This is a genomic window from Pseudomonas sp. LBUM1660, assembly GCF_059695935.1.
In genome coordinates this window covers 4070026-4096248 of sequence record NZ_CP166795.1, presented here as the reverse complement: position 1 = coordinate 4096248, position 26223 = coordinate 4070026, and the positions used below count along the sequence as shown (strand labels likewise).

Here is a 26223-nt window from a genome sequence, read left to right as displayed (position 1 = left end):
TGTTTTTACCCACGCTTGGGCATCATCCGCAGCAGCGTGTTATCGCGCACCACATAATGGTGATAAATCCCCGCCGCCGCGTGCAGGCCGATCAGCCAGTAACCGATGGTGCCACCGAGCTCATGCCAGCCCTCGATTTGCTTGGCCAGTACTTTGTCTTCCGGGATCAGCAATGGCAGATCAAAGCCGTAGAACATCACCTGATGCCCCTTGGCGCTGGTCACCAGCCAGCCGAGAATCGGCATTGCGATCATGAACAGGTACAGAGCCCAGTGCATCAATTTGGCCAGCACGGTCTGCCAGCGGGGTGAGGCAGGGAAGATTTGCGGTGCCGGGCCCAGGCTGCGCGCGAACAGTCGCAGCCAAACCAATACAAACACCGTCAACCCAAGCATGAAGTGCGATTCGGTGATCAACGTCCGGCCGCCACTGCCCTTTGGAAAGATCCCGCGAAATTCGATACAGGCGTAAACCAAGGCCAGCAGGACCAGCATCAACCAATGCAGCGTGATCGATACAGTGCTGTAGCGTGAGTCGGAGTTCTTCCACGGCATACGGTGTTCCTCACAGGTCTGGTCTAAAGCGCACCGTTCTTGTTCGACGATGTTCTTTAACTGTAATCCGCTTTGGTGGATTTGCCTGTGGCTATTTGGGCGTTCAATGCTCTGGCTCAAGTGATCGCACACAAAAAAGCGCCAGTTCCGAAACGGAGCTGGCGCTTTTTTATGGAGCAAGAAACGTTATCAGCTACTTTGCGGCATCTCACCCTTGGCCAGACGCTTGTTGATGTCAGCGATGACTTCCGGCAAGTCGGTGATGGTGTCGATCATGTAGTGCGGCCGCGAGCCCTCGAACATCGCGTGGATGCGCTTGCGTTCACTGTCGAGTTGCTCGCTGTCCAGGGCGCGGAAACCTTTGTAGTCCAGACCCAGCGCGTTGCCCGAGCAGATCAGCGCCACGGTCCACATGCCGGCGCGACGCCCCTCGAGAATGCCTGGCACGGTGTCGTCGATCTTCACGCAGGCGGCGACGTCGTCGATGCCCAGCGCAATCACGTTGGCCAAGGCCTGGGCCGGCCATGGGCGGCCGTTAGGCACTTCGTCGGTGGCGACCACGTGATCGGCGATGTAGCCGTTGGTGGCGGCCAGTTCGACCACCTTGTCCATGACCTGTTTCGGGTAACCGGAGCAGGAACCGATCTTGATCCCTTGCTGACGCAGGTTGGCGATGGTGTCCAGCGCGCCCGGAATCAGCGCCGAGTGCTCGGCGATTTTCTCGATTTGCAGCGGCATGAAGCGTTTGTAGATGGCGGTGACGTCATCGTCAGTCGGCGTGCGGCCGAACACGACACGATAGCGCTCGGCGACTTCCGGCTGATCGCACAGTGTGCGAATGTGGTCCCACTTGCCCATGCCCATCGGCCCGCGGGCCTCTTCGATGGAGACCTGGACGTCGAACTCGGCGAAGGCTTCGACGAAAATCTGCGTCGGCGCGAACGAGCCGAAGTCGACCACGGTGCCGGCCCAGTCGAGGATGGCGGCCTGGAGTTTGGTTGGGTTTGTGTAGTTCATATGTTGTGTCCCTTGTAGGAGCGAGGCTTGCCCGCGAAGAACGATAATTCGGTGTGTCTGAAGAACCGCGTCGTCTGCATTCGCGGGCAAGCCTCGCTCCTACAGGATCAGCGGTGTCTGCTCATTCAGATATCGAGGACTTCCATCTCGCGCAGCACTTCGGCGACCGCTACCACGGCCGCGTGCATCTCGGCCTGATTGACGTGTCCGATGCAGCCGACGCGGAAGGTTTCGACCTGGGTCAATTTGCCGGGGTAGAGGATGAAACCCTTGGCCTTGACGCGTTCGTAGAATTCCTTGAACTGGTAGCGCGGGTCTTTCGGCGCGTGGAACGTGACAATGATCGGCGCCTGGATTGCGGCGGGCAGGAAGCTGCGCAGTCCCAGTCTGGCCATGTCATCGAGCAGCACCTGGCAGTTATTGGCATAGCGCAGATGCCGCGCCGGCAAACCGCCTTCTTCGTTGTATTGCAGCAGGGCTTCGTGCAGCGCGGCGACCACATGGGTGGGCGGCGTGAAGCGCCATTGGCCGGTCTTGGCCATGTAGGTGTGCTGATCGAAAAGGTCCATCGCCAGTGAGTGGGAGTTACCGGCGGCATTGGCTAGCGCTTCTTTGCGAGCGAAGACGAAACCCATGCCCGGCACGCCTTCCAGGCATTTGCCCGAAGCGGCGATCAGCGCGTCGAAGGGCACCTGTTGCGCATCGATCGGCAGCGCGCCGAAGGAGCTCATGGCGTCGATGATCAGGTGTTTGCCGTGTTGCGCAATGACGTGGGCAATCTCCGGCAGCGGGTTGAGGATGCCGGTGCTGGTTTCGCAGTGAATCAGCGCAACGTGGGTAATGCTGGCGTCGGCGTGCAGCAGACGGTCGACGTCGGCAGCGGTGGTTGGTTCGTCTTCGGCGGTTTCGAAGGTGCTGAAGGAGCGGCCGAGCACTTCGCAGATTTTCGCCAGGCGTTTGCCGTAGGCACCGTTGATCAGCACCAGCACTTTGCCGTCGCGGGGCACCAACGTACCGATGGCAGCTTCGACCGCGAACGTGCCGCTGCCTTGCAAGGGCACGCAGTGGTGGCTGTCGCCGCCGTTGAGGATGGCCAGCAATTGCTCGCACAGACTGGCTGTCAGTTGATTGAAGCGGTCATCCCATGAACCCCAGTCGACCATCATCGCCTGACGGGTGCGGGCCGATGTGGTCAGTGGGCCGGGGGTGAGCAGGATTGGCTCGGCAGTGCTCATTCTTGTGTCCTCGCAAAAGCTCTCTGTGGGATGACGCTACGGGACATAAATTGCAATTTCGGGTGCTATCAATCAAATTGTTTGTTGTTATGACAGCCATCAGTGAGAGTTATCCATGAACCTGTTCCAGCTTCGAGCCTTCGACGCCGTGGCCCGCGAAGGCAGCTTCACCCGTGCGGCCGAGCGGCTGTTCATCAGCCAACCAGCGGTCACCGGGCACATCAAGGCTTTGGAGGAGCATTACCAAATCACCTTGCTGCGCCGCACCGCGCGACGCGTGGAGCTGACAGAGGAGGGCACCAAGCTGGCGGCGATCACCCGGGCGATGTTCGGCCTGGTCGAAGAAGCGCAGGTGCTGCTGGAAGCGAATCGTCAATTGCTGACCGGGCGCCTGGAAGTGGCGGCGGACGGTCCGCACATGGTGATGCCGATGCTGGCCAGCCTGCGGGCGCGGTATCCGGGAATTACGGTGAATCTGCGCTTGGGCAATGCTCAGGAAACGCTCGGGGCGTTATTGTCCGAGCATGCCGACGTGGCGGTGTTGACCGAGGTCGAGCCGCGCAAAGGGCTGCATCTGCAAGCGTTGAGCGAATCACGGATTTGCGCGCTGGTGCCGGAAAGTCATCCCTGGGCCAAGGCGTCCAAGGGCGTGAAGCTCAAGGAGCTGGATCAAGTGATCATGGTCTTGCGGGAACCGAGTTCGATCACCCGACGGACGTTCGATGAAGCCTGCGAGAGCGCGTCGGTTAATCCCAGGGTGTTGCTGGAGCTGGACAGTCGCGAGGCGGTGACCGAGGCCGTGGCGGCCGAGTTGGGCGTTGGCGTGGTGTCGTCGGTGGAGGTCAGCCACGACCCGCGGGTGGCGGCGGTGCCAATTATTGGTGAAGGGTTGGTTAACCGGCACATGATCGGGTGCATGGAACGGCGGCGGGATTTGCGTTTGATCCGGGCGTTTTTCGAGTTGGCGCCCGTCAGGTAAACCGCGGCGCGGCCATCGCGAGCGGGCTCGCTTCCACAGGGTTTTGTGAACGCTGGAGATCCAGTGTAGGAGTGAGCCTGCTCGCGATGAGGCCGGCCCTGTCTACACAAGGCTCTCGCGAACCATCTCCAGAAACGTCGCCACCACCCGCCGCGAACTCTGCTCGCGCAAGCACACCACAGTGCTGGTATTGGGCCTGGCGTATTTCCTGTTGAAACCGGCGCGCTAAGCGATTCTGCTCTGGGGGTCAGTGATCGTCTTCGAGCAAATGCCCTCGGTGGGCAAGGTGGGCGCGGCGATCATTCCCACTGCGTTCGAGCCGGCCGGGTTGCTTGGGCCGATCCTGCTCGGCTCGGACAAGCTGTTCGGCGCCCGGCGCATGCCGGCCTGCGTGATCAGTCTGTTGTCACTGACCGTTTCCCTGGCGTTGTTCATGGGCGCTCTGCACACCGGCAGCGTCTTGTTAGTGGTGGCGCTGCTGTTCGTCATGGGCCTGACCCTGTACAGACCGGATTCGATGATCAGCGGTGCGGCAGCGATTGATTTCGGCACCGCCAAGGCGGGCGCCACGGCCGCCGGGTTCGTCAACGGTTGCGGCTCGGTCGGGGCGATTCTCGGCGGATTGCTGCCGGGCTACTTCGACTCGATCACTGTGTTCATCGTCTTCGCCGGCTGCGCATTGTTCTGCGCCCTGGTGCTGATCCCCCACTGGAACAGCCGTCCGGCGGGTCTGCGCGTCGAAAGCGCTTTCGTGCCGAACCAGGCAATGACCGTAAAACCCCTGCGTACCTGAGGAGTAACCGATGAGACCTTTCTGGCTGGAACAGGCGCCGGGTCGCCTTGCAACTGGGCGTGAGGATTCACGAGAACACGGCGATGACCGGGCTTGATGAAGGACGGCCTGCGGGGATTCAACCCCCCCAACGGTACCGCCAGAGCCGATTCGTTACCTCGGCTCGCTGATGGTGCGCAACGCCATCCGCTGCAAGGAGCGCGCCGAGGATCACGGGCGCCGGCCGCGGCATCTGGATGGGCGTCTGGCCAGGTTCGCAGCGGCGGCAGGCAAGGCAGGCAAGGGCTGATCAGTCCGGACGGTTGACCAGCCAATCCAGCAACAGGCGTCCATCGCTGCGTGGCTGTCGAGCGCATCGAGGCGATGGCGGGTTGCTCGCCGTCGCACACAGCACCGGGCGATCCGGGTCGCTGTCGAGAAAACTGATCAGCACGTCGGTGCCGGCGAGCGGCAGCCAGGACGGATCGACCCGACCGTCCGGCGCGGCGAGGGCCACGGGAAGCCAGAGGCCGGTGGAGTCCTCGTCGTCGACCTGTGCGGTGGGCCACAACCGGACCTCAATCCGCCCTTGATCATCCAGCACCGCAGGTTGCCCGACAGGGCCCAGCACTCGCGCCTTCTGATAACCCGGAATGCTCGGTCTGGCCTGTGTGAGCGCTGGCCGGAACACCGTGGACCACGGAATTGCACTGAACTGATTGCTGTAACGCTGGACCCTGTCGGTGGTGTCTTCGGCGAGAATCGACGGCTGTTGGCCCTGATGCCGGACCTCGGTCAGCAGCCATTGATCGTTGAAGTTCGGGATGGGGTGTTCCGACACTTGCACGATGCATCCACTGCGCATGTCACGGTGATTGCTTTGCCCCTGTATCTGCCGATGGCGGCAGCGCAGGCGTTCAAGCGATCGACGGCTCGACTGCTCACGCTGGAGCTGTTGCGGCGCAGGCGATGCGGTGAGTGGGGGCGAGGCGTGGCGCTGGAACAACTCACTGATCACCGGCGTGCTCGTGCGATCAGACGCGTCGTCGTAAAAAGGCATCAACAGCGGTTCCTGGGGAAAGCTCAGGCTGTCATCGGCCAGCACCAGCACATGGCCGTCGCGCTGATGTTCGAAGTGATAGTGGATGCCTTCTTCTTCGCAGAGCCGTTGCACGAAGGCCAGGTCGGTCTCATCAAACTGAATGCAAAACGGTCGTACCGGGTAGCGCCCGTTCGGCAGTTCAAAACGGTAGCTGTCTTCGGGGATCGCATTTTCGGCGAGCAACTGGCGCAGAATCGCGGGGACGCCGAGCTGATGAAATACCCGACGGCAGGGGTGCCGGTCGAGTTGTTGCAGCCACGGCACCAATATCAGGTGGTAGCCGACCCGGTGCGGGCCACGATACTCGCGGCTGGCGGTGTGCAGGATGCCATGAATGCCGGTGTCATCCCCCAGGCTCAGGAACGCCGGCAGCTGCAACAACCGCTCAAGATTCATGGCCGGTGCCAGGCCGATCACTTCGATCTCGAAACGATAAGGCTGGTTGAGACTTTCTCGGCCACTGAACTGCAACACCTGCAGACTCAAACTACTGTCCAGGAGGGTCAGGGTGTAGGGACTTTCCTTGTCGTTGTGCATCGAACGCGCTTCTGCCACGGAATATGGGCGCAGAGGGTACGGAACCACGGCCCTTAATAGTCACCGCAAACCGACTTTTCAGAATCGTCCTACAACGGTCAGTGACGATGTCGATGGGGCATACCGGTGAACCGCGTGGAATTTTTGGTCGATTGCCAACTTTAGGCCGTATAAACTTGCACAAAGCGTCGGCCAATAGATGTCTCGGCGCCACAGATAAGAGAGTGAGTAATGGGCGCACAGTGGAAGGTTAAACACAAAGAAGCGGCATCTAACGCCAAGGGCAAGATCTTCGGCAAACTGGTGAAAGAAATCACCATTGCTGCGCGTAACGGTGCCGATACTGCCACCAACGCACACCTGCGCCTTGTGGTCGAGCAGGCCAAGAAAGCCTCGATGCCCAAGGAAACTCTGGATCGCGCGATCAAGAAAGGCGCGGGCCTGTTGGGCGAAACCGTGCAATACCATCGCGTGACGTATGAAGGCTTCGCTCCGCATCAGGTGCCGCTGATCGTTGAATGCGTGACCGACAACATCAACCGCACCGTCGCGGAAATCCGCGTGGCCTTCCGCAAGGGCCAATTGGGTGCTTCCGGTTCGGTGGCGTGGGACTTCAACCATGTCGGCATGATCGAAGCGTCCCCGGACAGCCCGGACGCCGATCCGGAGATGGCCGCGATCGAAGCCGGAGCCCAGGATTTCGAGCCCGGTGATGAAGAGGGCACCACCCTGTTCCTGACCGAGCCTGCGGACCTGGACGCCGTTCAGAAAGCGCTGCCTGAGCAAAGTTTTACCGTGTTGTCGGCCAAGTTGGGTTATCAGCCGAAAAACCCGGTGAGCGGTTTGAGCGATGAGCAGATGGCTGAAGTCGAGGCGTTCCTGGAAGGCCTCGATAACCATGATGATGTGCAGGATATGTTTGTGGGTTTGGCGGGTTAAGCCGAACCGGTTCTGATTTTCTTTGTGGCGAGGGAGCTTGCTCCCGCTCGGATGCGCAGCAGCCGTCGCTTGGGACGGCTCCGCCGTCCAGCGGGAGCAAGCCCCCTCGCCACAGGTTTTGTATTTGCCTTTAACTCAGTTGGAGGCAGCTAAGTCCTGTCCTATCTCACTGAACCCCGGTCGCGCCAACACCTGTGGCTGACAGCAACGCTGCTGCAACGCCTCCAGCCGCCCCCGTCCGTCATCACTCAACCCCGAGTCGATCCGCTCCAGCAACTCCCCCAGCAAAACCCCGAACGCTCGCACCTCAATGCGTTGCAGCGCACGGCTTTCAAGGCTGTCGCATGTCGCATGGAAAGACGCCGCGCCAAAGTCCCCCAACAGGCAATCACCGTGTTCGTTCCACAAAATGTTGTGGCCGTAGAGATCTCCGTGAGTGATGCCTTGGCGGTGCAAATGCTCGGCCACCGAGGCGATGCCGCGGGCCATACGCAGCGCTACGTCCGCACTGAAACGAGTGCCATCGGCATAGACGTCACGTGTACAGGACGCAAGGCTCGGCAGCCCGGCCAGGTTGCGATAACTCGGGTCGATCAGTTGCATCACCAACCCGGCCTGCCGTTCGGGATGCCCGACGACTCGGCCTTCGACCCGGATCAGATTGGGGTGAATACCGGCGGTGATGCAGGCGTTCATTTCGTGCAGCGGTGACCCATCGCTGGTCATTTCGCCTTTGTAGAGTTTGACCGCTACCTGGGTGGCCGGTTGACCCGGTTGCTCCCACGCCGCCCGATGAATCACTCCCGAAGCACCTTCGCCCAGTTGGTGCTCCAGGCGCAGTTCGGACCACGCGATACTCGCCGTGGCATCGAGGGCCGCCGCATCGGCCTCGGTTTCCAGCGGGTTACCGGCATACGCCAGCCAGGTCAGGCTTGGCAGGGTCAGCAGCCACTCGGGCAGCTCAGTCAGTTGATTGGCGGCGATGCGGATCAGCTCGAGTCGATGACATTGGCTCAGACTTTCGGGCAAGCGCTGCAAGCGATTGCCGGCAAGCATGAGTTTTTGCAGGTGTGGACGTTGACCCAACTCTGCGGGCAGTTCACGCAGGCGGTTATCGGTCAGGATCAGCCAACGCAGAAACGGCGGCAACGCAGCGGCGGGTACCGTCTCGATGGCATTGGCCTTGAAACCGATCATCGTCAGCGCAGTGCATCGGCCGAGGCACGCGGGCAGTTCGGTGAACCGGTTGTCCGAGCAAAACAGCACGCGCAAACGGGTCAGGCGATGCAGGTCATCCGGCAGGCGACTCAAGGCGTTGCCGCTGAGGTTGAGCACTTCCAGCGTGTCCGCCAGATCGAAGATTTCTCGCGGAAATTCGGTCAGATCGCAGGCCAGATCCAAACGGGTGATACCTGTCAGTTGACCGGCGCGCAGTTGGGCGAGGGTATCCATGGGCGGGTTCGCTATTGATCGAGGGGAGGGCGCGAGGCCCTGGAAATGGGCGACATGATAGCGGGAAAGGTGTGCGGTCTGTGAGGCCGCCTTCGCGAGCAGGCTAGCTACCACAGTTGACCGGGTTGCCTGGGCGGACTCGATCTGATGTGGGAGCGCAGTCGTAAAATCAGAAGTTGCGGTGCGCCAGGCAATCCGCATTTCTGGATTCACGACTGCTTCTCAGCCGAACTGGGATAAACCCCCTCGCCACAAGGCAACTACCAGGGCGTGTGTCATTGCGGCGATATCTATCGCTCGATACTGCGATTCCACCGCGCATTCCACGCCGGGCGCTGTTCGTTGACCTGATCCCAGTCAATGGCAATCGCGGTGGTCAGGTACTGCTTCATCGCCTCGACCTGACCGCGCGTCTTGTCGGTGGTCGGCGTATTCGGGTTGGACGGGATCTGGTCGCCATCCTCAAGTGCGGCGGCCTGAGCTTCAGGCGTCAGCAAAAACGCAGCGAGTTTCTGCGCCAGTTCCGGTTGAGTGTTGTTGGCAATGGCGCACTCGGCCACGTTGAGCACCACGGAGCCTTCCTTGGGCTGTGCATATTCCACCGGCATGCCTTTGAGTTTCAGCGCGGTGACTTGGGTTGGGGTCAGCGGGAACAGCGCGGCTTCGTCGGTCTGGAGCATTTCGGAAATCTTCGCCGAGCTCGGAATGTATTCCAGCACGTTGCGCCCGACGGTGTTCGGCCAGGCCTTGAACCCCGGATCGACGTCGATTTCGCTGCCACCCTGAATCCGGTTGAACATCAGGAAGCCATGCAGACCGAAGGTCGACGAGGCCATCGACTGGAACACCAGTTTGTCCTTGAAGCGCGGGTCGGCCATGTCCATCCACGAGGTCGGCGCGGCCCAACCTTTCTCCTTGAACAGACGCGTGTTGTACGCCAGCCCGGTCACGCCAAGGCTGACCGCCACCGCTTGATCCTTGATGCGACCCTTGGCCGGAATCTGCGCCAGTGGCCTGTCGCAACCGACCACGCACCGCTTGTTGCGCAGCCTGATGGACGAAGGCATGGTCGAACAGGACGCACGCAGCAAACGCTATCGCCTGAGCCTGGATTTTTTTGCGTTGGCGGCGCGGGCCGGTAAAACCGGGAATCTGCGCGAACTGGTGCGACCATCGTTGCTGCGACTGTCGGCTTCGTTGGGGGATTCGTTGTTTTTACTGGCGCGCAGCGGGTTTGATGCGATCTGCCTGGACCGCAGTGAAGGGCCGTTTCCGATCCGCACCTTTACCGGCGATATCAGTGGGCGGGTGGCGCTTGGCGTCGGCCAGGGCAGTCTGGCGATTCTGGCGTTTCTGCCGGAAGAAGAGCGCGATACGGTGATCCATTACAACTTGCCGCGGCTCAAGGATTTCCACCTGTACGACGAAGTGTTCCTGCGCTCGGAAGTCGAGAATGTGCGCACGCTGGGTTATGCCGGGCGCAACACCGGTGTGCTGCAAGGCATGGCCGGTGTCGCGGTGCCGATTCTGGATCGCGAAGGGCGAGCGGTGGCCGCGTTGAGCGTGGCCACGGTGAGTGATCGCCTGGGCCCGGATCGTTTGCCGACGGTGGTGGAGATGCTCAAGCGCGAAGCGGCGCTGATCGGGCCGCGGATCAATCCGTTTGATCCGCTGCTGCGAAGGCCTTCGCAGGTGTTCGGGCAGGGTTGAGCACATTCTCCAAATAACCGCCGACCCCTTGTGGGAGCGAGCCTGCTCGCGATAGCGGAGTGTCAGTCGATATTGATGGTGCCTGACACTCCGCATTCGCGAGCAGGCTCGCTTCTACAGGGGATTGGGGTGGTGTCAGAACTGGGTGGTTTGTTTGAGCCTCTGCGCCGCCGGCGTATCGGCGGGGCTGACCATCGCATAGTTGTAGCCGGCGCCGGACCAATACTCGGCCTGCAACTCGCCATCGCTGCGACTGCCCCGAGGCAGCAGGTTGTTTTTCGGTCCTGGTGGTCGCACGTAGAAGCTGATCTTGTGCCCGCCCTGGTCTTCGTAAACCACCATCGCCGCCGGCCCTTGCTCGGTGCTGAGCAAGCGGCCGCTGACTGGCTTATAACCCGAATCCGTCAGGTCCGGCAGACGATTGGCGTGGGTGAAATAACGGTCGAGCCAGGCCTGCATGTCACCGTCGTCGCCGACCTTGTAATCGGCCGGCAGAATGCCTTGCTGGGCGATCAAGCGGTAAGCCTGCATGGCATCGGTCATCGGCGGTGGCGCGCTGACCAGTGTCATTTCCCGCGCCTGCCAGCCGCTCAGTCCACCGACGCTGACGGCGATCAAGAGCACCGCGGCGCTGGCCAGATGACGGCGGGACTGGCGTTTGATCCGCTGGCGAATCAGCGCCGGGTCGAGGTCCGGGTTGGCCGTGTACTGCAACGCACCGCTCATGGCCGCGCGCAGTTGCTGGGCGTCCTGCTGCCAGGCGCGCAGCTGCGCGGCGGCTTGAGGGTTGCTGGCGAGGTAAGTCTCGACCAGGCGTCGGTCGGCGTCATTGAGTTGATGATCGACGTAGGCGTGCAGGTCGCGTTCGCTCGGGGGCATGCTGATCATTTGAGTATCCGCAGAGAAGGGCTGGTGATTTCGCCGTCGCTGAGTTGGCGCAGGGCCTGACGGGCGCGGGACAGGCGCGACATCACGGTGCCGGTCGGGACGTCGAGAATCTCGGCGACCTCTTTATAACTCAAACCTTCCACCGACACCCAGAGCAGCAGCGCGCGCTGTTCGGTGGTGAGCTGGTCGAAGGCTTGCAGGGTGGATTGGGCAATCACGGTGCGCTCTACCGAGGGCTGGGCATCGTCACGGCCGGTAAAGAATTCGAGCATCCGCGCATAACGCCGGGAACGTCGATGAGCGTCGAGAAACTGCCGATAAAGAATCGAAAACAGCCAGGCACGCAAGTCGCCCTCGGGGCGTTTGTCGCCCCAACTCGACAGGGCGCGCTCCAGGCTCGATTGCACCAGATCGTCCGCGCTGCTGGGATTGCGTGTCAACGACACGGCAAAACGCCGAAGCCTGGGAATTATTTCACGCAACTGTTCGTCGATTTCGTTCATGGAAAAGGGCGTGTCTCTGTCATTGAAGGGCGGCAGTGACAAGGAAGACGCCGGCTACTGCAGATTATTCCCTCTGCCGGAAAAGAAAATCCCATGGTTAATTTCTGTAGGACATTTCTCTAATAGTTGTAATCGATGTAATGGCATCAAGCGTCGCGGCTCAACCCTCGTAGCAAGCGCAAACGGCATTCAGCCCCGCCTTATTAACAGGCTCGGCAGAACCGTCCGAACGTGAGCTTTCACATTGAGCCCGATGAGATTTTTGATATGCAAGAGCGCGCAATCACCCTGAAACCGGCGTTGGTCTATTCCTCGTTCCCTGCGTCCCCTGTTGATCAGGATCGTTGGCAGCCATTCGGTCATGGGCCGACGGTTACACCGACGTATTCCTTGATCCATCACGCAATTGAAGCGCAAGCCGCGACCCACCCTCAAGCTGTTGCGGCCCATTGGCTGGGTGAAAGCATTACCTACAACGAGTTGAACAGGCAGGCCAATCGGCTGGCTGCGCTGTTAATCAGCCAAGGCGTAAAACCAGGCGATCACGTTGCTTTGTTTGTAGAACGCTCGATCCCCATGCTGGTGGGCCTGTTGGCAGTGTTGAAAGCGGGCGCAGCCTACATCCCTCAGCACGTGGGGATTACACCAACCCCACAACTGCGCCATATCATGGAGGTTGGCGCTACACAGGTGGTGCTGACGCTGTCGAGCCTCGAATCACAGCTTCCCCTGACATCGGCGCAGCACTGCATTTGCCTCGATGAGTTCATGAGGTGGCCGTCAACACTATCAGACGATTTGAACGTGGCCGGTTCGCTGTCATCGACCCCGGATCAACTTTGCTTCGTTTTATTCACTTCCGGTACCACCGGGTTACCCAACGGGGTTCGGGTTACCCACCGCAATGTCTGCAATATTTTGCTGACGGAGCCCGGCAACCTCGGCATGAGACCTGGGATGAAGGTCGGTCAGATTCTGAACATCGCCTTCGATATGGCCGCTTGGGAGATGCTGGGTTGCCTGGCCCATGGCGCGACGTTGATGATCCGTGACAAGGACATTGACCAGACCGCCGGGCAATGTGATGTGTTGATTACCACACCGTCAATTCTCGGCACCCTCGACCCGGCGCGTTGCCAGCAGGTCAAGGTAGTGGCCGTAGCAGGGGAGCCGTGCCCACAACCCCTGGCCGATCGCTGGTCGTCGTTCTGCACTTTTTTCAATGCCTGCGGCCCGACCGAGACCACCATAGTCAACACCATGCAGCGCTACAGGGTTGGTGAGGCCCTGACCATCGGCAAGCCGACGCCCAACAACACCGTGTACGTACTCGATGAATCGGGTCAACCCTGTGCGGTGGGCGAACAAGGGGAGATGTGGGCCGGCGGTGATGGTGTGACGGCAGGTTATCTGGGCAATGCCTCGTTGACCGCCGAACGGTATCGCCTCGATCCATTTCTCGGTCAGGGCCGGATGATGTTTCGCACGCGCGACCTGGGGCGCTGGACGGCACAAGGCGATCTCGAGCACTTGGGGCGCGTCGATGATCAGGTCAAGGTGCGGGGTTTTCGCGTTGAGCTCGATAGTGTTTCAGCAGTACTGGAGTCGTGCGACTCCTGCGAGCGGGCGGTTACGTTGAAACTCGACAATCGCCATCTGGTGGCCTTCGTCAGCCCTGCGACCACGAACATCGATGCGGCGAGACGTCGCTGCGAGGAGCGGCTTGCCTACTATTGCGTGCCTTCGTTGATGATCGCCCTGGACGTTATTCCGCTGACTTCACGGGGGAAAGTCGACAAGCGGCTGCTGCTGGAGCTGGCGTTGGCGCACCAGGCCGAGCTTGGTGCCAACGCCGGACCGAGGGTGATCGCATGAGCGTCCCCAACGGTTTGCCCGCCAAGCGTGCGCTGTGGCGACGACTTGGAACGCTGCCAATGTTCTGCCACTACAACCGCCTTGTGGCGTTGGTACTGATACTCAATGGTGCAGCGCTGGTGCACGGGCTGAATGCCGGGCAATGGTGGACATCCTCCGGTGTTGCCCTGGAAGCGTTAGCTGGGCTGGTGTTGGCGAATCTGTCGATAGCCATTTTGATTCGCCAGCAATACATCATCAATCTGCTGTTCTGGATAGCTACCCGGGCTCCCACCTGTTGGCCGCTGGCAATCCGTCGCTCACTGGCCAAGGTTTATCACTTTGGCGGTCTGCACAGTGGCGCAGCCTTGGCGGCCATTGGTTGGTTCGTGGCGTTAGTCGGTTCATTGAGTTGGCATTGGATGGAGGACCAGGGTGGGGTCTCACTCGCGCTTCTTTGGGTGAACGGCATGCTGCTGGGGGTATTGTTGCTGGTGGCGACCATGGCTCATCCGCGGATTCGCTCACGCTTTCACAATGGGTTCGAGCGAACGCACCGCTTTGGTGGCTGGACGGCGCTCGCGTTGTTCTGGGCATCTACCCTACTGTTTGCCAGGGATCAGAACCCGCAAACGCCGTTGCAGGAAGTGCTGGTAGCGTCCGTGCCATTCTGGATGCTGATGGGGTTGACGTTCAGCATTGCCCTGCCATGGCTGCGGTTGCGCAAGGTGCCGGTGCAAGTGGTCAGGACCTCTTCCCATGCAGTGATTGCCCGGTTCGGGCATGTCACGCCATTTGCAGGTTCGTCCAATGCCATCAGTCTCAATCCGCTTTTGGAATGGCACTCGTTTGCCAATATTCCCACGCCGGGAGAGACCGGTTTCCGCCTGATTATTTCCCGTGCCGGAGACTGGACCGGTGATTTCATCGAGCACTTGCCGACTCACGTCTGGGTCAAAGGCATCACCACCGCAGGCGTTGCTCACATTGAAACCCTGTTCAAGTCGGTGGTGTACATCGCCACCGGTAGCGGTATCGGACCGGTGCTGCCCCATCTGCTGGCCAGACAGGTTCCGATACATCTGATCTGGTCGACCCGCAGTCCACGAAAAACCTATGGGAACGAACTGGTGGAGGAAATCCTGCGGGCCGAGCCCGATGCCCTGATCTGGGACACCGATCTGCTCGGCAAGCCCGACCTGGTGCAACTGGCCTATGACGCGGTTCGAACTACCGGTGCAGAGGCGGTGATCTGCATTTCCAACCAGGCACTGACACAGCGGGTGGTCGAGGAAATGGAAGGGCGGGGCATTGCGGCCTATGGCGCTATCTGGGACTCCTGAGGGGGGTGAGCGCTGGTCCTTCAAACATTCAAATTATTCAATGAGGTCACTATGTACACACTGATCGAACGTCATGATCGAGTCGTATTGATTCGTCTCAATCGTCCGCACGCCCGTAATGCGCTGAGTTGCGAGGTCATGCGCGAGCTGCTGGACAACCTGCAACGGTTGGACCGGGATCCGAAAGTCGGGTGTTTCGTCATCACCGGAACCGCGGATTTTTTTGCTGCCGGCGCCGATATCAAGGAGATGAGCGAAAAGTCATATCAGGACATGGTCCACGAGGATTTCTTTGCCGAGTGGGAGGCCTTTGCAGCTTTACGGACGCCCAAGCTGGCCGCTGTCGCCGGTTATGCGTTTGGCGGCGGGTGTGAGTTAGCCATGATGTGCGATTTGATCTTTGCTGCCGATACCGCGCGATTTGGCCAGCCGGAAATCAGATTGGGTGTGATGCCTGGAATGGGCGGGACCCAGCGTCTCACGCGTCTGATCGGTAAATCCAAAGCCATGGACATGATCCTGACGGGCCGCTCGATGTCAGCCCGGGAAGCTGAACGGGCAGGGCTGGTGTCAAGAGTGATGGCCGCTCCCGATCTGCTGGAAGAGTCCATGGCTGCGGCGCACACCATTGCCGGTTTCGCCAAAACCGCCACCGTGGCTGCACGCGAAGCAGTTGATCGCGCGTTGGAGCTTGGGTTGCGCGAAGGCCTGCTGTACGAGCGAAGGATGTTCCATGGGTTGTTTGCCACTCCCGCGCAAAAAGAAGGCATGCAGGCTTTTCTGGATAAGCGTGAGGCGTGTTTTAACTCGGAATAACGGATTTGGGCATTCGTCGCTCACCGAGCCTTGAAAGAAACTACAGTTCAGAGGGAATAATCCTACGTGACGTTCGTCTCATAGCTCCTTCCCCCTGTGGCCCATGGCCCTGGAGTCTTTCATGGTTGATCGCTCAACACCGCCAACCGGGCCTCTTCGGCCACCGCTGAGTGCCGCAAGCCTGACGTTTCGCCTCGGCGGCATTGCCGTGGTCGTCGCGGCGCTGGCCGGTGCCTTTGCCTACGTCAACGGAACACTCGACCCACAACGCCTGACGCCGAAAGCGTTGATCAATGTGCTGGAAAAAAACAACGGCGTGCACCCGGGATTTCGCCGTAACCATGCCAAGGGCGTGTGCGTGATCGGACATTTTGAAAGCAGTGGCGAGGCGCGCACGTATTCAAGTGCACAAGTCTTCAACGAGCCGCAGACCCCAGTGGTCGGGCGTTTTGCCTTGCCTGCGGGCAATCCTTATGCGCCTGACAGCAGCGTGCCAATCCGCAGCATGGCGCTGCGTTTCACTCAGGCGAACGGCCAGCAATGGCGCACCGGGATGAACAGCATGCCGGTATTCCCGGTGGGCACGCCTGACGCGTTCTATCAATTGCAGCAAGCACAATCGCCGGACCCGGCCACCGGCAAGCCCAATCCTGCGGCGGTTCCGGCGTTCTTTGGAGCTCACCCGGAAGCCGCACCATTCCTGGCCTGGATCAAGACGGCCAAGCCTTCGGCCAGCTATGCGACGGAGACGTACAACAGCGTCAACGCGTTTTACCTGGTGAACGCGGCCGGTCAGCGCCAAGCGGTGCGTTGGAGCATGACACCGATAGCGAAAGATGCCGCGGGTGCCACGGCGCCTGAAGGGGCTGACTTCCTTGAAAAAGACCTGGTTCAGCGGTTGTCCGCCGGGCCGCTGCGTTGGCAGTTGAACTTCACCCTTGCGAACGCCGGTGATCCGGTCAACGACGCCAGCAAGGCTTGGCCTGACGGGCGCAAAGTGGTGAATGCCGGCACCTTGGTGCTTGAACGCACGCAACCGCAACTCGATGGCGAGTGCCGCGACATCAACTACGACCCGCTCGTCTTGCCGGCGGGAATCGAAGGTTCCGACGACCCGTTGCTCGCCGCTCGCTCGGCGGGGTACGCCAGTTCCTATCTGCGCCGCACCAGTGAAGTCAATCAGTTGCCTGCCGCCAACGCTAAACAGGAGGCTCATCAATGAGTGCTCAACCGAATCATTTCGCGCCGTTGGCGCGGCTGCTGCATTGGCTGATGGCGCTGATGATCATTGCAATGCTGTTTATCGGCGCGGGCATGGTGGCCTCGGTGTCCGAGCGGCATGAGTGGTTGATCCATCTGCACAAACCGTTGGGCATTGCGATTCTGTTGCTGGTGATCGTGCGCCTGGTCGTTCGCTTTTCCACTCAGCAGCCACCCTTACCGGCGGATTTGCCCGGTTGGCAGGTGTTGGCGGCGAAGGCTTCGCATGTTTTGTTGTACGTGTTGATGCTGGTTTTGCCGCTGCTGGGCTGGGCGATGATTTCAGCGGCCGGGGATCCGGTGATGCTCAGCAATTCGTTCCAGCTGCCATCGATCCTGCCCGCCAATGCGCAGATGTTTGCGTTTTTGCGCAAGGCTCACGGGTATCTGGCGTACTTGCTGTTCCTGACCGTGTTGCTGCATCTGGCGGCAGCGTTGTTTCACGGCTGGGTGCGACGCGATGAGGTGCTGGACAGCATGTTGCGCGGGAAGGATCGCGGCTGAAGGCATCATGGCTGCATGCCGGGCATGCAGCCATCGAGGTGATCAGCGCAGGGTATCGATCATATCGGCAACGGTCGTCAGCACGTCCTTGCCCAACTGCTTGGAGCGCTTGCCCGACCAGCCGGTCAGTGCGTTGGGCGCGTCGTCGTTGTCCTTGAAGGGCATCTCCAGGGTCAGCGACAGGCAGTCGAATTTCTGACCGACACTGTTACAGGCCAGCGTCATGTTGGCTTTGCCCGGTTCGTCGCGGGTGTAGCCGTGCTTGCTCTGGAAGTCCTTGGTCAGGTGTTTCAGATGACTGCGGAAATGCTCTTCGAGTTTTTCGATGCGCGGCGTGTAGCCCGGGTTGCCTTCGCAACCGGCGGTGAACACGTAGGGGATTTCTTCATCGCCATGGATGTCGAGGAACAAGTCGACGCCGTACTTTTCCATTTGCTGCTGAACGAACAGCACTTCCGGGCTGATGTCCTGGCTGGCGCTCTGCCAGGCGCGATTCAGGTCCTGGCCCATAGCGTTGGTGCGCAGGTGACCGTGGAAGGCGCCGTCCGGGTTCATGTTCGGCACCAGGTACAGGTCGGCGCTGGTCAGCAATTTGTTCAGTGTCGGGTCGTCGTGTTTTTCCAGGCGTTCGATTACACCTTCCATGAACCACTCGGCCATGTGTTCGCCGGGGTGTTGCTGGGCAATCAACCAGACTTTGCGCTGACCTTCGGCGCCGGTGCCTTTACGCAATAACTGGATGTCACGACCTTCCACGCTTTTGCCGGTGGCGAGCAGTTCGGTGCCAGCCTTGGTCAGCGCCTGTTCGATCAACCAATCGTGACGGCCACGGCTGTAGGGTTCGAAGTAGGCAAACCAGGCGTGGGTGGCGGTGGCTTCGAGACTGAAGCGCAGGCAGTCGCCTTCGAAGATGGTCGGTACGCGGAACCAGTTGACGTGGTCGTAGGACGCCACCGCCTGATAACCGTCCCAGGCCTTGTTGTAAGAGGATTTGCTGGCGTTGTTCAGACGAAACCAGTGCTCCTGGCCGACATGCAGTCCGCTGGCCTTGAAATGGAACCATTGGAAATGCGGGCTGCGGGTGTCTGGTTTGATGGCCAGCAGGGCTTGAAGTGGATTGCTGATGTCCAGCACTTCGATGTTGCCGCTGTCGAAATTTGCACTGATGTCGAAAGAGGATTTAGCCACGGTCATAGTCGATTCCTGAATATGATTTTATGGCTGCTACTTTACACGCTGGGAAGGGAAAAACCGGGGGAAATTGCGGGGTAAGAAGGGGGGCGTCTTCCTTGACGCAGACGCAGCTTAGAGACTGTGCGATTGATTCTCAAGTGCTATTTTTCATTCGTCTGGGCCAATGCTGCCGGGCTTTCTTGCCAATGGATATTCTTTTGATATCATCCGCGCCAATCGAATTCGCAACACCTGAAGACTTCATTAGCCTGAAGCCAAAGCCAGAATAACTGGCAAAAAAAAGACCCGGCAAAAGCCGGGTCAAAAACCGTGATTAGCCTGATGAGGAGATAGTCCAGGAGACCGACCTAAGGTCTCTTGGTCCATCGACTGATCTCGCGACCAGATGCATGCAATAATAATCATTCTCGTTTGCAAGTCAAATGATTTTATCTGCACGATTGGAAAATTCTTTCCCGTCTTCCTCAAAAGTGCGTCCGACTCAAACGCGCTGCCCCTGTAAAGAACGATCAATCATCGCCTTGGCCATGTCGATCATATGCACCGTCGAAAAGGCCAGGTCCCGACTTGCGCCGTGCAGGTTGTTTGCCGACTCGTAGGCGGTCGCTGCGGCACAGCGCAACAGATCCGACGCATGCACCAGCGCTTCTTCACCGCTGACCGCAGGGTTTACATCAAAAAATCGCTCCTCGACCACCGCTTCTGACACAGTTGGTTTCAAGTAATAGTCCAAAGCTTTTTGCGCGGCGGCGTTGCCTTTGGGCGAGGTGAGGGTGGTGTCCATTTGCATATCCGACAGGTCATTGCGGGGTAACGTCATAGCGATGGCAAGCTCCGTGATAGATTCAGATCCGTGAACCAATCCTAGTACGAACTGTATTTGTGACGAGAATTTAAATACTACAATTTGTGTTTTGTTGCCCGGAGTCCGCCACGTATCGTGCCGCCCATGGATAAATGGATTGAGTTGGTCAAAGCCAAGATGAGTGAGCTAAAAATCACTCAGGAAGTACTCGCCGATCGCCTCGGGATGTCCCAGGGCGGCGTGGGTCACTGGCTGAATAAACGCCGTCAGCCGAGCATCGAAGACATGAATCGTGTCTTGCGGGCGCTCGGGATGGATTTTCTGGAAGTGGCGATGGTGATTCGGGAGCCCTTAGTGCTGCAGGACGACGAGATGTCCCTGACGCAAAAGTACAACCCGTACTTCCGTTACCCGGTCAGTGACTGGCGCGAGCCAGCGCAGGTGCGTGACGGTGAGCTTTCGGTCTACGGCAAGCCGCGTTTCGAACTGACCGATTACCACGCTCAGGGCGCGGCGTTCTGGCTCGAGGTGGTCGGCGACGCGATGACTGCACCCAGCGGAATCAGCGTTGCCGAAGGCATGATGATCTTGGTGGACCCTGCCATTGTGCCGGAACCCGGAAAGCTGGTGATCGCGCAATGGGCGGACAGTGTTGAAGCGATCTTTCGCAAGCTGATCGAAGAGGGCGGGCAGCGTTACCTGGTCCCGCTCAATCCGACATATCCGAAAGCCCTTTTCACCGAAGAGTGTCGAATCCTCGGCGTGGTGGTTCAGGCAACGGCCAAATTCTAATCAGATCGGTCCGCGCCATGCGTAGGACCGATCTTCATTTCACGCTTCTTCCAGTTCGACCAACGCACTGCCTTCGCTGACCATCTCGCCTTCCTGGCAGTACAGGGCCTTGATCACACCGGCGTGGGGCGCGCGAATGCTGTGTTCCATCTTCATCGCTTCCAGCACCACCAATTGCGCGCCAGCTTCAACCGTTTGCCCAGCCTCGACCAATACGCGCACGATGCTGCCGTTCATGGGGGCAGTGAGCCCACCCTGATGGCTGTGACTGGCTTCGACAGCGCTGATCGGGTCGTAAGCCTCGATGCGGCGTAATTCACCTTCCCACTGCAGATACACAACTTCGCCACGGCGAATGACCCGGAGCTGGCGGCGCACGCCGTTGTGCTCGGTCAGCAGCTGCTCGCCCTTGAGCTGTGCGGTGTGGGCATCAACGTTACCCAACGTCAGCGCCCGGTCCTGTCCTTCGCAACTGAGGTGAAGGGTGATTTCTCTTGGCAGTCCAGCACGCAAACCATTGCCCACAGCCCAAGGCGAGCTCAGGTCGTCTGCGCGCGGAGAACCCGGCTGGCTCTGGGCAAACGCCTGAGCGGCGGCTTGCCAGAAATCATCACTGAGGTCCGCAGGCTCTGGCAGTAATTGCTCGTGATAACGCGGAATAAACCCGGTATCCAGTTCTGCCGACGCAAACGCCGGATGGCCGATGATCCGGCGCAGGAAGTTGATGTTGGTCTTGAGCCCGCCGATCGCAAACTCATCCAGCATGCTCAACAACCGCAGCCGCGCTTGTTCACGGTCTTCGCCCCAGGCTATCAACTTGCCGAGCATCGGGTCGTAGAACGGTGAAATCTCATCGCCTTCCTCCACACCGCTATCGACCCGACGTCCCGGACCTTCGGCCGACTCGCGATACAACGCCAGGCGCCCGGTGGCCGGCAAGAAATCATGGCTCGGGTCCTCGGCATACAGGCGCACTTCAATCGCATGGCCGATCAGCGGGACTTCGGCCTGGGTCATCGGCAGCGCTTCACCGCGCGCCACGCGAATCTGCCAGGCCACCAGGTCGAGGCCAGTGATCGCTTCGGTGACCGGGTGCTCGACCTGCAGGCGCGTGTTCATCTCCATGAAGAAAAACTCGCCGCGCGAATCCAGCAAAAACTCCACGGTGCCGGCGCCGACATAGCCGATGGCCTGTGCCGAACGCACGGCGGCTTCGCCCATGGCGCGGCGCAATTCCGGGCTCAAGCCGGGAGCGGGCGCCTCTTCGACGACTTTCTGGTGGCGACGCTGAATCGAGCAGTCACGTTCGTTAAGGTACAGGCAGTTGCCGTGCTGATCGGCGAACACCTGGATTTCCACGTGACGTGGTTTGAGCAGGTATTTCTCCACCAGCATCCGCGAATCGCCAAACGAGGATTTCGCTTCACGTTGCGCCGAGGCGAGGGCTTCGGCCAACTGGCTGACGTCCTCAACCACTTTCATGCCTTTGCCACCACCGCCCGCTGTCGCCTTGAGCAACACCGGATAACCGATGCGTTCGCAGGCATCGCGGAAGGTGTCGAAATCCTGAGCTTCGCCGTGGTAGCCGGGCACCAGGGGTACGCCGGCGGTTTCCATCAAGGCTTTGGCGGCGGACTTGCTGCCCATCGCGTCAATGGCCGAGGCGGGCGGGCCAAGGAAGATCAGGCCGGCGTCTTCAATTGCGCGGGCGAACCCGGCGTTCTCGGACAAAAAGCCATAACCGGGGTGAATCGCCTGAGCACCGCTGGCCTTGGCTGCAGCGATCAATTTATCGATTTGCAGATAGCTGTCAGCGGCTTTGCTGCCGCCGAGGTCGACGCGGATATCCGCTTCGCGGCTGTGCCGGGCGTCACGGTCAGTGGCGCTGTGCACGGCCACGGTGGTCAGGCCCAACGCCTTGGCGGTGCGCATCACCCGGCAGGCGATTTCGCCACGGTTGGCCACCAGCAGAGAGGTAATCACAGGTGCGCTCATCAACGCGGCTCCTTGGTGGTGGTCGGTGCTTGCCAACTCGGCGGACGCTTTTGCAGAAAGGCCCGCAGGCCCTCTTGGCCTTCGGGGCTGACGCGGATGCGAGCGATGGCATTCTCGGTGTAACGGCGCAGCGCCGGGGTCAGCGCGCCGTTGCCGACTTCACGCAGCAAGTCCTTGCTGACGCGCATGGCGGCCGGGCTGTTGAGTAGCAGGTTGTCGATCCACTTCTCCACGTTCTGTTCCAGCTCAGCGACCGGATAACTCTCCGACAACAGGCTGATTTCCCGCGCCCGTTGCCCGCCGAATCGTTCAGCCGTCAGCGCATAACGGCGTGCCGCGCGTTCGCCGATGGCTTGCACCACGAACGGACTGATCACCGCTGGCGCCAGGCCGATGCGCACTTCCGACAGGCAGAACTGCGCTTCATCGGCGCCAATCGCCATATCGCAGCAACTGATCAGGCCCAGCGCGCCGCCATAGGCCGCGCCTTGCACCACGGCCAGCGTCGGGATTTTCAGTTTGGCGAGGTTGTACATCAATTCCGCCAGTTCCCGGGCGTCGTCGAGGTTGGTGTGGTAATCGAGTTCGGCCGATTGCTGCATCCAGGCCAGGTCTGCACCGGCGCTGAAATGCTTGCCGCGGCCGCGCACCAGCAGAAACCGCAGGCTGGCATCGGTCGACACTTTGTCCAACGCGAGGATCAGTTCGCGGATCATCTCGGCGTTGAACGCGTTGTTCTTTTCTTCACGGCTGAGCCACAGGGTCGCGAAACCTCGTGGGTCGGTCAGCAGTTCGAGGGTGTTGAAGTCGCTCATATTTGTCCGTCTCCACAGCTCTATTCTGTAGGAGCGAGGCTTGCCCGCGAAGGCGGTTTGTAAGTCACATCGATGCTGGATGTGCCGATGCCTTCGCGGGCAAGCCTCGCTCCTACAGGGTCGTATCACATCCGGAACACGCCGAAGCGGCTCGGTTCGATAGGCGCGTTCAGCGACGCGGACAAGGCCAGGGCCAGCACATCGCGGGTCTGCGCCGGGTCGATGACGCCGTCGTCCCACAGCCGTGCGCTGGAGTAGTAAGGGTGGCCCTGTTCTTCGTATTGATCGAGGATCGGCTGTTTGATCTCGGCTTCCTGCTCCGCGCTGAAACCCTGGCCACTGCGCTCGGCCTGCTCGCGCTTGACCTGCACCAATACGCCTGCCGCTTGCTCGGCGCCCATCACGCCGATGCGTGCGTTCGGCCACATCCACAGGAAGCGCGGATCGTAGGCGCGCCCGCACATGCCGTAGTTGCCGGCGCCAAAACTGCCGCCGATGATCACGGTGAATTTCGGCACCTTGGCACACGCCACGGCGGTCACCAGTTTCGCGCCGTGCTTGGCGATGCCGCCGGCCTCGTATTTCTGGCCGACCATGAAGCCGGTGATGTTTTGCAGGAACAGCAATGGAATGCCGCGCTGGCAGGCCAGTTCGATAAAGTGCGCGCCTTTTTGCGCGGCTTCGGCGAACAGGATGCCGTTGTTGGCGAGGATCGCAATCGGGTAACCGTGCAGATGCGCGAAGCCGCACACCAGCGTGGTCCCGAACAGCGCCTTGAATTCGTCGAACACCGAACCGTCGACCAGCCGCGAGATCACCTCGCGCACATCGAACGGTTGCTTGGCGTCGGCCGAGACCACGCCGTACAGCTCATCGCTGGCGTAGAGCGGGGCGATCGGCGTGCGCTGCTGCAGTTCGCCGAGCTTGCGCCAATTGAGGTTGGCGACGCTGCGCCGCGCAATGGCCAGGGCGTGTTCATCGCTCTCTGCGTAGTGGTCGGCGACACCGGAAATTTTGCAGTGCACATCGGCCCCGCCGAGGTCTTCGGCGCTGACCACTTCACCCGTCGCGGCTTTCACCAGCGGTGGGCCGGCGAGGAAAATGGTGGCCTGCTGGCGCACCATGATCGCTTCGTCAGCCATCGCTGGCACATAAGCGCCACCGGCCGTGCAGGAACCCATCACCACCGCAATCTGCGGGATGCCCATGGCGCTCATGTTGGCCTGGTTGAAAAAGATCCGTCCAAAGTGCTCGCGGTCCGGAAACACTTCATCCTGACGCGGCAAGTTGGCGCCGCCAGAGTCCACCAGGTAGATGCACGGCAGGCGGTTTTGCTGGGCGATGGTCTGGGCACGCAGGTGTTTTTTCACCGTCAGCGGGTAATACGAGCCACCTTTCACGGTGGCGTCGTTGGCGACGATCATGCACTCGACGCCTTCAACACGGCCGATCCCGGCAATCACGCCAGCCGCCGGAACGTCTTCGCCGTAGACCGCGTAGGCCGCCAGTTGGCTGATCTCTAAAAACGGTGAGCCTGGATCGAGCAGGCGATTGATCCGCTCACGCGGCAGCAGTTTGCCCCGCGAGGTGTGGCGTTCTTGCGCCTTCGGGCCGCCACCTTGCTGCACTTGGGCGAGCAGGGTGTGCAACGCGTCGACCTGTTTGAGCATCGCCGCGCTGTTGGCCGCGAACTCCGCCGAACGGGGGTTGAGCTGGGTATGCAGGATAGCCATGGACAGCTCCGTTTAGCGGGTTTCGTTGAACAGTTCGCGACCGATCAGCATGCGACGGATCTCACTGGTGCCGGCGCCGATTTCGTACAGCTTGGCGTCACGCAGCAGACGACCGGCGGGGAATTCGTTGATGTAGCCGTTGCCGCCAAGAATCTGGATCGCGTCGAGGGCCATTTGCGTGGCGCGTTCGGCGCTGTAGAGGATCACGCCGGCGGCGTCCTTGCGTGTGGTTTCGCCACGCTCGCAGGCCTGGGCCACGGCATACAGATAAGCGCGGCTGGCGTTGAGTTGGGTGTACATGTCGGCGACTTTGCCCTGGATCAGCTGGAACTCACCGATACTTTGGCCGAACTGCTTGCGGTCGTGGATGTAGGGAACGATCAGGTCCATGCAGGCCTGCATGATCCCGGTCGGGCCGCCGGACAGCACGACGCGTTCATAATCGAGACCGCTCATCAGCACTTTCACGCCGCCGTTGAGCACGCCGAGGATGTTTTCTTCCGGTACTTCGACGTCGTCGAAGAACAGCTCGCAGGTGTTGGAACCGCGCATGCCGAGCTTGTCGAATTTGTTGCTGCGGCTGAAGCCTTTCGAATCACGTTCGACGATGAACGCGGTAATGCCGTGGGGGCCTTTTTCCAGGTCGGTCTTGGCGTAGATCACGTAGGTGTTGGCGTCGGGACCGTTGGTGATCCAAGTCTTGCTGCCGTTAAGCACGTAGTGATCGCCACGTTTGTCGGCACGCAGCTTCATCGAGACCACATCGGAACCGGCATTCGGTTCGCTCATGGCCAGGGCACCGATGTGTTCGCCGCTGATCAGCTTCGGCAGGTACTTGGTTTTCTGTTCGTGATTGCCGTTGCGGTTGATCTGGTTGACGCAGAGGTTGGAGTGCGCGCCGTAGGATAGGGCGACCGACGCCGAGCCGCGGCTGATTTCTTCCATGGCGACCACGTGGGCCAGGTAGCCCAGGCCAGCACCGCCGTATTCTTCCGCGACAGTAATGCCCAGCAGGCCCATGTCGCCGAATTTGCGCCACAGGTCGGCCGGGAACAGGTTGTCGATGTCGATCTGAGCAGCGCGCGGGGCGATCTCTTTGGCGACGAAGGACTGAACCTGATCGCGCAGCATGTCGATGGTTTCACCGAGGGCAAAGTTCAGGGATGGGTAGCTCATGGGTCACCTTTTGGCTTTTTTGTAGGGTGGGGAGGGCAGTGTTTCGGCTCTCACCTTTACGTTAACGTAAGCCTGTGACGAATGGCTGTCAATCACCCTTTACGTTAACGTCAACTTGAGCGAGAGTAGGGCCAGTTCAAGATCGAATAGCGGCATATCCTGTAGGAGCGAAGCTTGCTCGCGAAAGCGTCAGATCAGTCGACATCAGTGTTGAATGTACTGGCCTCTTCGCGAGCAAGCTTCGCTCC

General features: G+C 60.3%; 21 protein-coding genes and 4 pseudogenes. 11 read left to right on the top strand and 14 right to left on the bottom strand.

Annotated elements, in window-relative coordinates:
* Positions 1–5: 5 nt before the first annotated feature.
* The 3 genes from ACA068_RS19170 to ACA068_RS19160 form a co-directional block, all read right to left on the bottom strand.
* On the bottom strand, positions 6–554 hold the full coding sequence (locus tag ACA068_RS19170; RefSeq protein ID WP_497303983.1) for a cytochrome b: 549 nt from the start codon (positions 552–554) through the stop codon (positions 6–8).
* 189 nt (positions 555–743) lie between these two features.
* Positions 744–1571, bottom strand: coding sequence for a phosphonoacetaldehyde hydrolase (phnX, locus tag ACA068_RS19165; protein ID WP_497303981.1), 828 nt, complete (start codon positions 1569–1571; stop codon positions 744–746).
* Between the two features lie 125 nt (positions 1572–1696).
* On the bottom strand, positions 1697–2806 hold the full coding sequence (locus ACA068_RS19160) for a 2-aminoethylphosphonate--pyruvate transaminase (protein WP_497303979.1): 1110 nt from the start codon (positions 2804–2806) through the stop codon (positions 1697–1699).
* A gap of 115 nt (positions 2807–2921) precedes the next feature.
* Here ACA068_RS19160 and ACA068_RS19155 point away from each other — a divergent pair, with 115 nt between their 5' ends.
* The 3 genes and pseudogenes from ACA068_RS19155 to ACA068_RS19145 form a co-directional block, all read left to right on the top strand.
* Entirely contained in the window at positions 2922–3785 is an 864-nt protein-coding gene (locus ACA068_RS19155) for a LysR substrate-binding domain-containing protein (RefSeq protein ID WP_497303977.1), read from the top strand.
* A 169-nt stretch (positions 3786–3954) separates the two neighbouring features.
* Positions 3955–4578: pseudogene (locus tag ACA068_RS19150) on the top strand (MFS transporter); the annotation flags it as partial.
* Between the two features lie 136 nt (positions 4579–4714).
* A pseudogene (locus ACA068_RS19145) lies at positions 4715–4867 on the top strand (FAD-dependent oxidoreductase); the annotation flags it as partial.
* Here ACA068_RS19145 and ACA068_RS19140 read toward each other — a convergent pair.
* Positions 4868–6196: a type VI secretion system Vgr family protein gene (locus ACA068_RS19140; RefSeq protein WP_497303975.1), complete on the bottom strand. Its 1329-nt coding sequence runs from the start codon at positions 6194–6196 to the stop codon at positions 4868–4870.
* Between the two features lie 231 nt (positions 6197–6427).
* Between ACA068_RS19140 and ACA068_RS19135 the strand changes: the two genes are divergently transcribed.
* Entirely contained in the window at positions 6428–7135 is a 708-nt protein-coding gene (locus tag ACA068_RS19135) for a YebC/PmpR family DNA-binding transcriptional regulator (protein WP_497303973.1), read from the top strand.
* A gap of 135 nt (positions 7136–7270) precedes the next feature.
* On the opposite strand, the gene ACA068_RS19130 is transcribed toward ACA068_RS19135, so the two are convergent.
* Both ACA068_RS19130 and ACA068_RS19125 read right to left on the bottom strand, forming a co-directional pair.
* Positions 7271–8587 (bottom strand): leucine-rich repeat-containing protein kinase family protein, encoded by a 1317-nt coding sequence (locus tag ACA068_RS19130; RefSeq protein WP_497303971.1) that lies wholly within the window; start codon positions 8585–8587, stop codon positions 7271–7273.
* 290 nt (positions 8588–8877) lie between these two features.
* Positions 8878–9600, bottom strand: a pseudogene (locus ACA068_RS19125) (ABC transporter substrate-binding protein); the annotation flags it as partial.
* Here ACA068_RS19125 and ACA068_RS19120 point away from each other — a divergent pair.
* A pseudogene (locus ACA068_RS19120) lies at positions 9599–10297 on the top strand (IclR family transcriptional regulator); the annotation flags it as partial. The pseudogenes ACA068_RS19125 and ACA068_RS19120 overlap by 2 nt on opposite strands.
* A gap of 135 nt (positions 10298–10432) precedes the next feature.
* On the opposite strand, the gene ACA068_RS19115 reads toward ACA068_RS19120, so the two are convergent.
* Together ACA068_RS19115 and ACA068_RS19110 are read right to left on the bottom strand one after the other, a co-directional pair.
* Positions 10433–11185, bottom strand: coding sequence for an anti-sigma factor family protein (locus ACA068_RS19115; protein ID WP_497303969.1), 753 nt, complete (start codon positions 11183–11185; stop codon positions 10433–10435).
* Positions 11182–11688: an RNA polymerase sigma factor gene (locus ACA068_RS19110; RefSeq protein ID WP_497303967.1), complete on the bottom strand. Its 507-nt coding sequence runs from the start codon at positions 11686–11688 to the stop codon at positions 11182–11184. The genes ACA068_RS19115 and ACA068_RS19110 overlap by 4 nt, the downstream gene beginning before the upstream one ends.
* 267 nt (positions 11689–11955) lie before the next feature.
* On the opposite strand from ACA068_RS19110, the gene ACA068_RS19105 reads away from it, so the two are divergent.
* The 5 genes from ACA068_RS19105 (at position 11956) to ACA068_RS19085 (ending at position 17465) form a co-directional block, all read left to right on the top strand.
* Positions 11956–13563: an amino acid adenylation domain-containing protein gene (locus tag ACA068_RS19105; RefSeq protein WP_497303965.1), complete on the top strand. Its 1608-nt coding sequence runs from the start codon at positions 11956–11958 to the stop codon at positions 13561–13563.
* Positions 13560–14885, top strand: a complete 1326-nt coding sequence (locus ACA068_RS19100; protein ID WP_497303964.1) for an FNR domain-containing protein — start codon at positions 13560–13562, stop codon at positions 14883–14885. The genes ACA068_RS19105 and ACA068_RS19100 overlap by 4 nt, the downstream gene beginning before the upstream one ends.
* A gap of 51 nt (positions 14886–14936) precedes the next feature.
* Complete coding sequence (locus ACA068_RS19095; protein ID WP_497303962.1) at positions 14937–15701, top strand: enoyl-CoA hydratase-related protein; 765 nt, start codon at positions 14937–14939, stop codon at positions 15699–15701.
* Positions 15702–15822: 121 nt separating this feature from the next.
* Entirely contained in the window at positions 15823–16923 is a 1101-nt protein-coding gene (locus tag ACA068_RS19090) for a catalase family peroxidase (RefSeq protein WP_497303960.1), read from the top strand.
* Positions 16920–17465, top strand: coding sequence for a cytochrome b (locus tag ACA068_RS19085; protein WP_403104677.1), 546 nt, complete (start codon positions 16920–16922; stop codon positions 17463–17465). The genes ACA068_RS19090 and ACA068_RS19085 overlap by 4 nt, the downstream gene beginning before the upstream one ends.
* 42 nt (positions 17466–17507) lie before the next feature.
* On the opposite strand, the gene ACA068_RS19080 is transcribed toward ACA068_RS19085, so the two are convergent.
* Together ACA068_RS19080 and ACA068_RS19075 are read right to left on the bottom strand one after the other, a co-directional pair.
* Positions 17508–18659, bottom strand: a complete 1152-nt coding sequence (locus ACA068_RS19080) for a M14 family metallopeptidase (RefSeq protein ID WP_497303958.1) — start codon at positions 18657–18659, stop codon at positions 17508–17510.
* 481 nt (positions 18660–19140) lie between these two features.
* Positions 19141–19479, bottom strand: coding sequence for a DUF6124 family protein (locus tag ACA068_RS19075; protein WP_497303956.1), 339 nt, complete (start codon positions 19477–19479; stop codon positions 19141–19143).
* A gap of 129 nt (positions 19480–19608) precedes the next feature.
* Between ACA068_RS19075 and ACA068_RS19070 the strand changes: the two genes are divergently transcribed.
* The gene (locus ACA068_RS19070; RefSeq protein ID WP_497303954.1) at positions 19609–20256 is read left to right on the top strand and encodes a LexA family protein; all 648 of its coding nucleotides are present in this window, start codon (positions 19609–19611) and stop codon (positions 20254–20256) included.
* A gap of 39 nt (positions 20257–20295) precedes the next feature.
* On the opposite strand, the gene ACA068_RS19065 is transcribed toward ACA068_RS19070, so the two are convergent.
* The 4 genes from ACA068_RS19065 to ACA068_RS19050 form a co-directional block, all read right to left on the bottom strand.
* Positions 20296–22251: an acetyl/propionyl/methylcrotonyl-CoA carboxylase subunit alpha gene (locus ACA068_RS19065; protein ID WP_497303952.1), complete on the bottom strand. Its 1956-nt coding sequence runs from the start codon at positions 22249–22251 to the stop codon at positions 20296–20298.
* Positions 22251–23066: a gamma-carboxygeranoyl-CoA hydratase gene (locus ACA068_RS19060; protein WP_497303950.1), complete on the bottom strand. Its 816-nt coding sequence runs from the start codon at positions 23064–23066 to the stop codon at positions 22251–22253. The genes ACA068_RS19065 and ACA068_RS19060 overlap by 1 nt, the downstream gene beginning before the upstream one ends.
* Positions 23067–23191: 125 nt before the next feature.
* Positions 23192–24799: a carboxyl transferase domain-containing protein gene (locus ACA068_RS19055; protein WP_219097080.1), complete on the bottom strand. Its 1608-nt coding sequence runs from the start codon at positions 24797–24799 to the stop codon at positions 23192–23194.
* Between the two features lie 12 nt (positions 24800–24811).
* Positions 24812–25975, bottom strand: a complete 1164-nt coding sequence (locus ACA068_RS19050) for an isovaleryl-CoA dehydrogenase (RefSeq protein WP_219097078.1) — start codon at positions 25973–25975, stop codon at positions 24812–24814.
* Between the last annotated feature and the right edge of the window lie 248 nt (positions 25976–26223).